The following is a 13,529-nucleotide window of genomic DNA, read 5'->3' as shown; positions in this document are numbered from 1 at the left end:
GGAGGCAGTGGTGTTCCCAGCCGCACGCGTGACCGACCAGATCGTGAGCACGGCAACCCAGGGCGCCCCGATGCCGATCATCCCTCCCGGGGTGTCGACGGTCCTGATCGGGAGCATGCCCGCGGCCGTCGTCGGCGACGGCTGCGGGGTCGACTCGATCGTCAAAGGCTCGGCGACCGTGACGATCGGCGGCAAGCCGGCAGCTCGGGCGACCGACCAGACAGCCGGCGGCGGAATCGTCCTGCCGCCCGGCGCCCCGACCGTGCTGATCGGCGGGTGAGATGGCGAACCTTCCGGAGAGCCCCGGTGACAGGCCGTTCCTGGGACGCGGCTGGTCCTTCCCACCCACGTTCGACCGCTCCGTCGGTGGGGTCAGGATGCTCGAAGGTGAGGACGACGTCGCCTCCAGCCTGCAGATCCTCCTGTCGACGTCTCGCGGTGAGCGGATCATGGTTCCGCAGTACGGCTGCAACCTGGACGAGCTCATGTTCGAGAACCTCGACACCCGTATGCGCACCCTGATGGAAGACAAGATCTCGTCCGCGATCCTGTACCACGAGCCCCGCATCGACCTGGAGCGGGTCGAGGTCGAGAACGACCCGACCGAGACGTTGGCGGGACGCGTCCTCATCGGCGTCACCTACCGCGTGCGAGAGACCAACTCGCGGTTCAACTTCGTCTTCCCCTATTACCGGGAGGAAGGCACCGACATCAACCTGACGACGACGGTCCAGCTCCTTCCGGACGTGCCATGAGCTGCGGGTGCTCGGCCTGCGCCGCGCAGGTGGACCCGCTCAAGCTGGTCCGCACGGGAACGGACCAGGTGCAGCGGTCCTTCGCGGCACCCGACGCGCCGGGCCTGCGAGTCGACGAGCGCCGGTCGGAACATGCCATGGTCTTCGCATCGGCCTATGCCGCCCACCTGCCGTTCCACGACCCCGACGGAGCCGAGGACGCCACCTGGGAGTCGTTCTTCACCGCCGACACCTCCGCGCGGTTCGCCGCTGCCGCCACGGAGGATGTCGCCGTCTACCGCACCACCGTGCAAGAGCTTCTGCGCCGGCTCGAGGACCCGGAGCTGCCCGCATCCGGGGCGGACATGAAGAGGGCGCTCGGCGCCGTCTTCGACTGCGTCGGCACGCTGGCACTGCGGCTCGACACGCTCGGGCAGCGTCTGGAGCGGGACGAACCCTTGCGTGCCACGCTGGCCAACCTGGTGCGGTCGCGGCTGAGCCCGGTGCTGCGGCAGCTGATCGGGTTCTATCTTGCCGGCGCCGCGCTCGGCGTCGTGGACCGCGCGGCGCAGCCCATCGAAGCCTCGCTCATTCTCGGGATGGGCATCGAGCCGTTCGACTCGCTCCTCACAGGCCCAGGGTTGTCGTCGGACTGGCCGCGCGGCGTCGGCCTGACCGGGTGGGGGAGCTACATCGCCGTCGACCTCTCCGAGCCCACAGGTGCCTACGGGGACGTCACGGACGACGTCGCCCGGGTCAATCACCTCGCCACCCACAACGTCTTCACCTCGGCCTGCGAGACCTTCCTCGCCGTGTACGCCCGGGCCGTCGACGACGCTGGCGCCGCGCTCCTGGCCAGCATCCACCAGAGCGGGCACCAGCCGCACTACGCACTCTTCCTCGCGTTCCTGCAGCTGCTCGACCACGCCCGCGCGGCGGTCAACACGTTCACGCAGAAGCATCTGGACTTCTACTACGAGCAGGTGCTGAGGCTCGGCAAGCACCCGGCAGAGCCGAGCCGGGCCCACGTCGTCGTCGAGCTGGCCAAGCACGTCGACTCCCATCTCCTGGAGTCGGGAACCCTCCTGAAGGCCGGTGCGGGCGTGCAGTTCAGCCTCGACCGCGACCTGGTGGCCAACAAGGCGACGGTGACCGCCCTGAAGAGCCTGTACCGCCATCGCGCCTCTTCGACGTCCGAGAACCTGCCCGAGGACGGCGGGCGGATCTTCGCGAGTCCCGTCGCTGACGACGTCGAACCCTGGCACCCGTTCGCGAAGCAGACCTACGCCGACGGCCGGCTGAGGTCGATCGACATGCCCGTCGCAGAGATCGGCTTCGCGATCGCCTCTCATTACCTGTGGCTCGCCGAGGGCACCCGCACGGTGACGGTGGACATCCAGACGACCACCGCCCTGCCGGACGACGCGTCCGACGGCCTGCAAGGCCAGCTCCGCTGCCGGCTGACCACGGAGAAGGGATGGCTCGAGGTCGACGTGCCGGAGGTGGCCGTGACCGACAAGCCCGGACTAGAGATCGTTCTCGCGGTCATGCCCAACGACCCTGCCATCACTGCGTACGACCCCAAGGTCCACGGCTACGGGTTCGACACCGCCCAACCCGTGCTGCTGGTCACGCTGCGCCACGACCGACGTCGGACCTCGTCGTACCCCGTGCTTGCTGCCGGCAGAGCGAAGTCGATCGCGTTGGCGACCCACGTGGAAGGCATCAAGACTCTGGTGCTGGCCAACGACCACGGCCCGATCGACCCGTCCACGCCGTTCCTGCCGTTCGGTTCGGCGCCCACGAGCAACAGCTCGCTCGTCATCGGTTCCAAGGAGGCGTTCCAGAAGTCGCCCACGGCGGTGGACCTCGAAGGCATCCTCATGGCCCGGCCGGTCGTGCATCCTGCCGGGAAGTCGGCGCCGACGATGTCCGTCGAGTACCTCGACGGCGGAACATGGCACTCGTTGCTCGACGCAGAGTCGATCGCTGTGTCGTCCGACGACGGAGGCGTCGAGAAGATGGCCGTCTCCTTGGGAGCCTTCGACCAGCCGCCGGTGACGACCCCGGACCTGACGCCGGGCACTCCCTACTCGCCCGCGAGCCGTGGTGGCTTCGTCAGACTCAAGCTCAGCGCCGGGTACGGGGTCGCCGCCTATCCCGTGAGCCTTGCCGCCTGGTTCGCCAGACCCGACGGCGCCCAGCCGATCGTGCCGGTCGTCCCGCTGCTCGGCTCGTTCACGCTCGGGTACGACGCCGTCCAGCAGATCGACCTCGCCGCGCCGTCGGAGGCTTCCGGGAGGTTCTTCCACGTCACGCCGTTCGGGTACGCCGAACAGAGCATGACGAACCCTTCGGTCGTGCCTCAGTTCGTCGCAGGTGCCAACGAGCCGTCGGAGGGCGAGCTGTACGTCGGGGTCGAGGGCCTCGTGCCCCCACAGAACCTCGCACTGCTGTTCCGGGTGGTGGAGGGAACCGCGTCTCCCCGCACCGTGAAGCCCGAGCACCACTTGCGGTGGAGCTACCTGCGCGGCACCCAGTGGGTCGGGTTCCCCGCCGACGCCGTCAGCGACCTCACCGACGGTCTGCTCGCCTCGGGCATCGTCACGCTGGCGCTCCCTGCGGACGCCACCACGGAGCACACCCTCATGGCTCGCGGCCAGCACTGGATCCGGATCGCGGTGGCATCGGCAACGGACGCCGTGTCCCATCTGCGTGGCGTGGCTGCCCAGGCGGTGCGGGCCACGTCCCGGGCGCCCGAGGAATCACCGACGCCGGCCGTCGACCTGCCGGCCGGAGCGATCAGCAAGCTCGAGACCCCGGACGCTGCTGTCAGGTCCGTCGGCCAGCCCGACGCGACCTTCGGTGGTCGGCCTGTCGAGGACGAACGAGCCTTCGCGACGCGAGTGAGCGAGCGACTCCGGCACAAGGACCGGGCGATCGCGCTGTGGGACTACGAGCACCTGGTGCTGGAGGCGTTCCCCGGCGTCTACCAGGTGCGTTGCCTCAACCACACCCTGTACGGGCCGACGTCGTGCGGCGCGGGCGAGTACCAGGAGCTCGCGCCGGGGCACGTCACCGTGGTCACGATCCCTGACTTGGCTGTGCCGGACCCGCGGGACCCGCTGCGCCCCTTCACGAGCCTGCGGGTGCTCCGCGAGATCGAACGGTTCCTGCGCGTGCGGATGTCGTGCTTCGCCCAGCTGCACGTGCGCAACCCCCAGTTCGAGGAGGTGAGCGTGGCGTTGCGGGTGCGCCTGCGGGACGGCTTCGACGAGACGTTCCACCATGACCGCCTCAAGCGGGAGATCGTCGAGTTCCTCTCACCGTGGGCGTACCGCGCGGGGGCCCGGCCCCAGTTCAACGGCACGGTGCACAAGTCGGTGCTGGTGAACTTCATCGAGGAGCGGCCCTACGTCGACTACGTCAGTGACGTCCGCCTGTACCGCAAGCTCCCCGACGCCGCGCCGGAGCACTTCCCCGAGACGGTCGTGGGTTCGACCGCCATCTCGATCCTGGTGTCGGCACCCGCTGACGGCCACACCGTCGAGGCGATCCCTGGCGGCGCTGCGGCCCTCGTCGAGGACTGCGGCTGCGAGGCGGTGGTGTCCTCATGACTCGCGTCCCTGGGGAGCTGCCCGCGGCGCAGGACTTCTACCGGCTCCGACGCGAAGGCGTCGGGCACATCGAGCAGGCCGGCAGCGACCACTGGACGGACTACAACACGCACGACCCGGGCATCTCGATCCTGGAAGCGCTGTCCTACGCGATCACCGACCTCGCGTACCGCACCGGCTTCCCGATCGAGGACATCCTCGTGTCCGCGGACTCGACGGCTGGCGGCGCGGACCCGTACCCCGACCAGACGTTCTACTCCGCCCGGCGGATCCTCACCGTCAACCCCACGTCGACTGAGGACTTCCGCCGGCTCCTGATCGATGTCGACCAGGTGCGCAACGCCTGGGTGCGGTGCATGACGTGCGGGTGCGACACGCCGCTCTTCGCGTGGTGCGAGGACGGGGAGCAGGTGATCTCCGACGACCCGTCCCGACGCAAGCACGACACGACGACTCTCTCGCGGATCGCGCCGCAGGGCTTGTACGACGTGCTGCTGGAGCTCGAGGGAGCCCCCGGACTGGGTGACCTCAACGATCGCAAGATCGTGCGCCGCCACAGCGTCCACGTGGACGGCCGGTTCCGACCGTTCACCATCGAGGTGCGGTTCCCGGCCTGGCCGCTGGCAGACCACGGCGAGCGCCTGAGGCTCGCCACGGACATCGCCCCGCTCGCCAAGGTCACGCCGGTCGGGCCGAACAACACCACCACCGGGGTCACGCCGGTCACCGACGACGAGCTGCGCCGCAACTGGTTCGACGTGCTCTACGTCGACTTCGACGTCGAGCTCTCCGACGGCACCACCATCCACATCGAGAACGCGTCCGTGCGGCTCTACGGCGACAGCTCGGTGCGTCGCCAGGCGACCGTGCCGGCTTTGCTCGACCTCCTCAAGGACCTCTCGCCGGACGGCTTCGTCGAGCCGTACCGCCGCAAGCTGGCGCTCACGGACGACGCAGTCGACGCCGCTCGTGGTGTCCTGGACGCTCATCGCAACCTCGACGAGGACTACTGCCGCCTCCGGCTCGTCGAGATCGACGACATCGCCGCGTGCGCGCAGATCGAGGTCGAGCCGGCCGCCGACATCGAGCTGGTGCAGGCGAGGATCTGGTTCGAGATCGAGCGCTACCTCGACCCGCCCGTCGACTTCTGGTCGCTGCAGGACCTCCGGGAACGCGGCGACACCGTCGACGCCATCTTCAACGGACCCGAGCTCAGCAACGGCTTCCTCACGGTCGACGGGCTGGCGGACAGCGCGCTGCGCACCGAGCTGCGCGTCTCCGACATCATCGACCGGCTCAGCGACATCGAGGGCGTCATCAGCGTCGCGAACCTCCTGCTGACCGCCTACGACGACACGGGCAGCCCGATCAAGGGAATCGCCGACCCGAGCTGGCCGAACGGTGCGCGGACGTTCGATCCGCAGCGGACCAGCGCGCAATGGCTGCTCTACCCGCCCTCGGACCACCGGACGCGGCTGCACCACGCGCTGTCGCAGTTCCAGTTCACGAGCCGAGGGCTGCCGTTCCAGCCCCGCCAGGACGAGGCCGAGGCGACCCTCGTCCAGCTGCACGGCAGCGCCGCGCGCCCGAAGCTGCACGTCACCGAGCTCGATCTGCCGGTTCCCGTCGGCACCAAGCGTGACCTGGAGTCCTACTACCCGGTACAGCACAGCTTCCCTCTGACCTACGGCATCGGCCCGGCCGGGTTGCCGTCTACGGCGACACCGCAGCGCCAGGCCCAGGCCCTGCAGCTCAAGGGATACCTGATGGTGTACGAACAGCTGCTGCGCAACGCGTACGCCCAGCTCGCCCACGCCGGCGACCTGTTCTCGATGAACCCGTCAGTCGACCGTACCTACTTCTCCGGGTCGCTGGACGGCGCATCGATCACCGACCTCAACCTCCTGGTCACGGATCTCGACCCCAATGCGCTCCAGGCGCTCGTCGAGTCCTTCGCCACGTTCAGCGAGCGACGCAACCGGTTCCTCGACCACCTGCTCGCCCGGTTCGGGGAGAGCTTCGGTGACTACGCGATGGCGCTCACCGATCTGGAGGGCCAGGGCCGGGCACGAGCCGACCTGATCCACGACAAGCTCGCCTTCCTCCGGGCTCTGCCACGGATCGGGCACGGCCGCGGCAAGGCGCTCGACCGGTCGATGGCACCGTGTGACCCCGACAACGCGCCCGGGCTCCACCAGCGGGTCACGCTGCTGCTCGGTCTGCCGGACTGGGCACTCTCCTATCGTGCGAACCGGTCGACGGGCGCCCCCGGCTTCGTTCACCGCCTCGATGCGGACGAGCTCGGCCATCCTGTCGCGACGTTCGACATCGCTGCGGCTGCCGGGGCTGCTCTGGCGGCGCTCATCACCGCACGCAACCTCGACGCCGCGGTCGACGACTGGTCGATCACGGGCACCGGCACGCGCCTGGAGCTGACGACCGTGGTCGCCGGCGACACCTCCACCGAGGTGCTTCCCGCCGACGACGTCGAGGCGGCAGCGCTCGTGCGCGAGCTCGACCGCGCCAAGCGCGGCCTGCTTTCCCAGCTGGTCGTGCGGGAGCGGTACACGCCGACGCCGTCCGGCCCGCAGTGGCGGCTCACCGTCGTGGACGGGAGTGGCGTCCACCTCGGCGAGACCGTCACGACGTTCCCCACCAGACGGCGCGCGACCGACTTCATCGCGGTGATGGCCACCTGGGCCGCCCACAAGCGTGCGATCGTCGTCGAGCACCTGCTGCTACGGCCCAAGTTCCCCGGCGACGCGTTGTACCCGGCGTGCGCGGAGCACGCGGACTGTGGAGGGTGCTGCGGCGGCTCCGATCCGTACTCGTTCCGCCTCACCTACGTCATGCCCGGTTGGACGGCGCCGTTCGCCACGAACCTGAACATGAGGGCCTACGCCGACAAGACGATCCAGGAGCAGACCCCCGCGCACCTGCTCGGCAAGACCTGCTGGGTGGGAAACGACGGATACATCACCGACCCGTGCGACCCGATGGTCGATCGGCTGGCTCGCACCCTCGCCGACAAGGTGGCCGACGCCGAGGACGCCTGTTCCTGCGCAGCCCAGGTCTACGCCGCCTACAGCGACGTCTTCACGCGGTGGCTCGATGCGCACCAGCTGATCCAGGACCTGCCGCAGGTGCTGGCGACGACCCTCGGCACACTGTTCGACGAGGAGGTCGAGCTGGGAACGGTCTCCTGCGCCGATGCGATGGACGACGACCTGCGGGCCGACGTCCAGGCCCAGCTCGTGGAGCACTTCGTCGAGATCGCGCGCCACGGCTACCAGTTCGAGCGGTTCGAGGACGCCTGGTGCGCCTGGGCCGAGGCAGAGGCTGTCATCGACTGGACCAAGGAGCAGCTCCAGGCGACCGTCGTCGAGCTACTGCGCCGGGGGACCCCACCGGAGACCGACAGCACGGTGCTCTGCGGGTGCGCCGCCGCGATCCTTGCCGCATGCGGAACCAGCTTCCGCGACTGGATGGAGACCAACCTCGCGGCAGGTACCGCTGTGAAGGACTTCACCGCCTTCGTCCCTCCCGCGCCCAGCTGCGCCGGTGCGGCGATCACCGACGAGCTTGCCGCCGAGATCCAAGCCCTTCTCGCGCAGCGCTACGCCACCTACGTCGAGGTCTCCTACCGCCTGCACCTCCTGGTCCGGATCCTCGGCGGCCTGAAGAACACCTACCCGCGAGCGACCCTCCACGACTGCGACGCCGGCTCCGACGTCAACCCCGTCCGACTCGGACACACCGCACTGGGGAGCAACTGACATGGACATCACCGAAGCGACGTACCCCATGTTCGAGGCCAACCAGGTGCTCACCAGCGCGCACCTCAACGACCTGTTCGAGTACCTCGACGAGCAGACCCGCCTGACCCGCGCCAACCTGGTCGGGATCGGCATCGTCTGCGGCTTGGACGTGTCGTTCGACGGAACGAAGGTCCGGCTCACCAAGGGCTGCGGCGTGACGTCGGAGGGCTACCTGATCCTCGAACCGGCCGACGTCACGCTCGTCGCTGTCCGGCCGTATGTGCTTCCGGTGGACTACGGCTACGCCCCGTTCGTCGACAACGCAGCACCACCCGTGCAGTACCCGTTGTGGGAGCTCCTCGAGGACGAGGACGAGACCGGCGGCGCGGTCCTGCTGACCGACTCGCTGCTCGACCTGCACCAGAAGGCCGTGGCGCTGTTCCTCGAGCTGCGCCTCGCGGGCCAGCGCACGTGCGCACCGAACGACTGTGACGACCGCGGCACCCAGGTCACCGCGACCCTGCGCCGGTTGCTGGTCGACGTCGCCGACCTGGACAAGATCATCGCCGCGAACCCGGTGCCAGGGCCCTACCTCGGCGCCGATCTCGCCGAACGGCTCCGGCTGCCCGACCTGCGCATGCCGCGCTTCGACGTCCCGAGCACCAGCCCGGTGGAGACCGCCCAGGTGCTGAAGGCTTTCCAGGAGACGTTCCGCACGCACAAGCTGGCCGCAGCGACCGGGGGCGCCCTCACAGCGCTCTACGAGGCGTTCAAGCCGTTGGTCGGCGACCTCTTCCCGACGAATCCCTTCAGCGCGTTCGTCACCCGGTTCGGCTTCCTCGACGGGACCCCCAAGACTCCCGGCCAGGTCCGTTTCCTGCCGTACTACTGGGACCTCTTCGACGACCTCCTCGCCGCCTACGACGAGCTGCGCTGGAAAGGCGTGGACCTGGTGTGCGCCTGTTGCCCGCCATCCGACCTGTTTCCTCGGCACCTGGTCGCCGGCGTCCTCGACACCCAGGCCGTGGACGGCGCCGCCTACCGCAACGCGTTCGTCCGATCGCCCGCCGTGGGCGACTGCGCGGAGCGCTCCCGTCAGGTGCGTCAGCTGTTCCGGCGGCTGGTCAGCATGGTCGCCAGCTTCCGCGAGGTGCCTGCCGACGACGGCATCCGGGCCACCCCGAGCCGTTGGGGCGACGTCCCCGTCTCGGCGAAGGCGATCCCCTTCTACTATCGCCAGGACGGCACGCCGCCCCTGTACGAGCTGTGGGACCCGGTCAAGACCGCGCGGCACCGGGCGAACCAGAACCTCAGCTATGCCGCAGGGGAGTACGTGCCGGCGCCACCCACCTTCGTGACAGACCCACTGCGCTACGACCTGGAGCCGAACAACTTCCTGCGCATCGAGGGCCACCTCGGCGTCGACGTGCAGACCGCCCTCACGTCACTGCTGACCTTGCGGAAGAGCCACCGACTGCCGTTCGAGGTGGTGGCGCTACGCACCGGGGCGTTCGACGAGAGCATGGCGCTCGACCTCCGCGCGGAGGACTGCCGGTTCCGGGATCTCGAGGCGTTGTACGACACGCTTCGGGCGGAGCTCGTGTGCTTCCTTGTCAAGCAGGTGGAGTACTTCTACTCCCTGCCGCTCCCCGTCGTACCCGGTGCGCCGGCCGAGGTCGCCGAGGATCCGAAGGTGCCGACCCTGGCCGTGCTGAGGAGGCACGACCCGGACTTCCGGGCACGGCAGGGAACGCTCGGCTTCACGATCGAGGCAGCCCTGAACTGGAAGCCGGGTCGGCCCTATCCGTGGTTCGCGGTTGCTCCCGGGGCTCCCGACCTGCTCGCTCAGGTCTTCGCCGTCGTCGGGGTGCTGTCCGACCTGTCGGTCCGGCTCACAGCGGACCTCCGCGAGCTCGACTTCGCGGCGATGGCCGGTCAGTACGGCCGACTCGTCGCGATCGCGTCGGCGATGGAGGAGCTCCGGCAGGCGGGTGCCATCGACGCACCCGGCTTGTCGGTCCGCTTGGACGACATCCTCTTCGGTTGCCGTCTGGACCCCTTCGAGTCACTCGTCGAGGAGTGGAGGCTGCGCCTGCGGGAGGCCAAGCAGGCGGAGTTCCTCGGGCACTTCCTGGCCGAGCACCCCGGCGTGCAGCACAAGGCCGGCGTGCCGCTGGGTGGCACGTTCATCCTCGCGTACCACGATCCGCCCGAGCCGACGTTCTCCGGCCCGGTGGTGCAGCCCGCGCTCGATCCCCTCACGTTCGGGGGCAACACAGGTGCGGAAGTCGTCATCGGGCCGGTTCCGCACCGGGCGGCGCTCGCGGAGGCACTCGTCCGGCTGCAGCGCAAGCCGGGGCTCGCCACCGACCCTGACCTCGACATCGCGCTGAGGGAAGTGACAGGGCAGGTCTTCCCGCCCAAGCGCGAGATCACGCGTCCGGCACGCGAGGTCTACGCCGCCACCGTTGCCGGACTGCCCGAGGGCACCGTCGTCGCCGACTTCTTCCTGCCGTACGTCTGTGGTCCGGGCTGTGCGACCGTCCAGTTCACCCTGCCGCCGACGAGGCTGCGCGTGACCACGAGCACCGCTTGCACCAACGTGGACGGGTTCGCCGCGGTCACCGTCGAGGCAGCCGGCGCCGCCGGATCTCTGTCGGTGCGGGTCGACGACCGGCCCTTCGAACAGCTTGCTGGTCCGCTGCTGCTGTCCGCTGGAACGCACACCGTCGTGGTTCGTGACAGCGACGGCGTCGAGTCGGTGCCGGAGACGGTCTCGGTACCGCCGCCCCTGGAGATCGTCGGGACCAGTGTCCAGGTCGACGATGCGGCTGGGACCTGGCAGGTGACGTTCGTGGTGGGCGGCGGCACACCGCCCTACCTCGCCGACCTCGGCGTCATCGTCGACACGACGTTCACCAGCCCGGCGCTCCCCGTGACCGATCGACTCACGGTCACGGTCACTGATGCTGCGCGGTGCACCATTCAGGCGGATCTCGAGTCGGGCGTCAGCCCGTGCGATCTGCCCTGCGACGGTGAGGCCGTCGGAGAGGGCTTCCGGTTCTGGCTACCTCAGGCGCAACGGAACCTTCCCATCAGCGGCTACACCGCCGAGGTCCGCAGCTTCGAGCTCATCGACCGCACCGACCCGGCGAACCCTGCCGGGAAGGTGTCCCAGCTCGGCGCCGACGTGGCGGGCCTCATCGAAGCCGAGCGCCCTCCCATGACGCCGGCGAGGTTCCGTGATGCCGTGAAGCGCTGGCTGACGGACATCAACCGGCTCGTCGCCGGCGTGCTCGGCTCCGAGGGCTGGCTGGTCCTTGCGTACAAGGAACCGGCCGGCAAGGGATCGACCGGCTCCCTGTTCGTGGATCGCCTGGCGTGCATCACGTTCACGTTCGATCTCGTCGTCTCGTGGGAACAGGGCGGGCACACGCGCAAGCAGCGGCTCGTGTACGACTCGCACGGCACGATGATCGAAGAGTCGGACTCCACGGCGTGGGTACCGGTCTTCGACGCCACGACGTCCAACAAGTGCCGCGGCGAGCGCCCGACGTCCGTCTGCGCGGGCACCGACCTGCAGGTCGAGATAGCCCGCGAAGGGGTTGCCCCGGATGTGATCGTGCTCTTTGCCAAGCTATCCGGGGGAGACCAGGCGGTAGCCCTCCTGTGGGAGGTCGACGACGGGATGCCCTCGATCGCCGGGGGCGAGACCGTGACGGTGACGTTCGACCCCATCGAGCCGGTGCACAGGCTGGTCCGCGTGACCGCGTACACGGAGCAGGGCTGCGCCGTGAGCCACGAGAAGCTCATCACCATCACAGAGCCCGAGGGGTGAGCCGGTGGCGCGGCAGGGCACGGTCACCATCAGGCGTCAGGTGCTGGAGGTCTCGCTCCAGGGCTCAGAGTCGGCCGGGCACGCCCTGCACCGCCGACTCTCCTCGGTGTGCGCGGGGGCGCTGCCCAAGGCGATCGAGTCGGCACTGGCCTCGATCGATCCGGGGAACGACTACCTGCGCCTCGACAGCATCTCGATCGACGTGGCACTGACGACGGTGGACGACCTCGAGACTGATCTTGCCGAGGCGGTGCGGCGCGAGATCGAGAAGCACGTCCACCTGTACCCCGTGAGCTCAGTCGGCGAGTCAGGGTCGGTGCCAGACGCCGACGTCGTCGAGCAGCAGACACCGACCCAGATGGCGGACCACGCCCTGGTCACGTTCCTGCGTACCGGACGACTTCCGTGGGCCCTGCACCTCCCGGAGGGCACGACGCTCGAGCAGCTCGTGCTGGACGTGTGGCGCGACGTCGGGGGCCACCGCGAACCGTCTCCCGCAGCACGGCAGGGGCTGGTCGCGGCGCTGGCCGCCACGCCCTGGGCCAGCGAGCGTCTGACCTTGCAGTTCACGCCTGCGTTCGTGCTCATCGTGCTCGGGAGCCTGTCACCTGAGCTCGTGGCCGGTGTCCAGGAGGTCGAGGCGGTCCTCCCGGAGGCACGTTCGGCGCAGACGGTGCGGCGCGCGTTTCATCGCACGGTTCGCGTCGTCGCGCTCCAGGCGGCTGCCGCGAGCCGGGTGCTGTCACCGGGCGCTCTGGCACGGCAGGCGTGGGTGGCGCTCGCTCCTGCCCAGCGCGCAGACCGTGACCTCGCTGCGGCCGTCGAGCGCCTCTGGCCCGCGACGGCCACGGACGACGTGGTGCCCGCGCCCACCGGTCCACGTGATCGGGCGTTCGCGGAAACCGCGGCGCAACCTGCGACGCAACCCGCGACGCAGGCCGATCGTGGCGAGGACCCCGGTCTGCTCGTCGACAGCGCGGGGCTCGTCCTGCTGCACCCGTTCCTACCCCGATTCTTCGAGACACTCGGCGTGGCGGTCGGGGACGACGTCGTCACCCCGGACCGGGGCCTGTGCCTGCTGCACCACCTGGCCACCGGCGAGGTCGTCGCACCTGAGCACCGGCTGACGCTCGCGAAGGCGCTGTGCGGGCTGCCCCTGGAGATGCCCAGCGCGGCCGATGTCGGCCTCACGGACGACGAGACCGCTGAGTCGGTCGCGCTGCTGGAGGCCGCGATCGGTCACTGGGACGCGCTGCGGGGCACCTCACCGGATGCCCTACGGCTGGAGTTCCTGCAGCGTCCGGGCGTCCTGTCGGTCACCGGTGACGGCGACTGGCTGCTGCGGGTCGATGCACGCACCGTCGACATCCTGCTCGACCAGCTGCCCTGGGGATGCTCCTACGTCCGGCTCCCGTGGATGGGCCGTCCGATGATCGTCGAGTGGCGGTAGGAGATGTCAACCGCCGCCCCGAAGAGCACGAGGTCGCACTCCGCGACGGTGGCGCGTTCGGGGAGCACCCTGGGCGGGTCTCGCAGCGCGGGCTTCTTCTCACCGGTCATGCGCACGTCGCGCCCGCCCGTG

General features: G+C 69.5%; 6 protein-coding genes. All 6 read left to right on the top strand.

Features of this window, described 5'->3' with window-relative positions; all coding sequences use genetic code 11:
* The first annotated feature begins 10 nt into the window (after positions 1 to 10).
* The 6 genes from N553_RS0112080 to N553_RS0112055 are packed head-to-tail and all read left to right on the top strand — an operon-like array spanning position 11 to position 13,397.
* Entirely contained in the window at positions 11 to 280 is a 270-nt protein-coding gene (locus N553_RS0112080; protein ID WP_028046736.1) for a PAAR domain-containing protein, read from the top strand.
* Position 281: 1 nt separating this feature from the next.
* Positions 282 to 755 (top strand): GPW/gp25 family protein, encoded by a 474-nt coding sequence (locus N553_RS0112075; protein ID WP_051640109.1) that lies wholly within the window; start codon positions 282 to 284, stop codon positions 753 to 755.
* Entirely contained in the window at positions 752 to 4,351 is a 3,600-nt protein-coding gene (locus tag N553_RS22440; protein ID WP_051640108.1) for a baseplate J/gp47 family protein, read from the top strand. Before N553_RS0112075 ends, N553_RS22440 begins: the two co-directional genes overlap by 4 nt.
* Positions 4,348 to 8,127 (top strand): hypothetical protein, encoded by a 3,780-nt coding sequence (locus N553_RS0112065; protein ID WP_034621835.1) that lies wholly within the window; start codon positions 4,348 to 4,350, stop codon positions 8,125 to 8,127. The genes N553_RS22440 and N553_RS0112065 overlap by 4 nt, the downstream gene beginning before the upstream one ends.
* 1 nt (position 8,128) lies before the next feature.
* On the top strand, positions 8,129 to 11,947 hold the full coding sequence (locus N553_RS0112060; RefSeq protein WP_028046733.1) for a hypothetical protein: 3,819 nt from the start codon (positions 8,129 to 8,131) through the stop codon (positions 11,945 to 11,947).
* A 4-nt stretch (positions 11,948 to 11,951) separates the two neighbouring features.
* Complete coding sequence (locus N553_RS0112055) at positions 11,952 to 13,397, top strand: contractile injection system tape measure protein (protein ID WP_028046732.1); 1,446 nt, start codon at positions 11,952 to 11,954, stop codon at positions 13,395 to 13,397.
* Positions 13,398 to 13,529: the final 132 nt, after the last annotated feature.

The sequence above is a fragment of the Cellulomonas sp. URHE0023 genome (assembly GCF_000688475.1).
In the GTDB taxonomy this organism is placed as follows: domain Bacteria; phylum Actinomycetota; class Actinomycetes; order Actinomycetales; family Cellulomonadaceae; genus Cellulomonas.
Note: the sequence above shows the minus strand (reverse complement) of the source record. Positions and strands in the feature narration are given on the sequence as shown.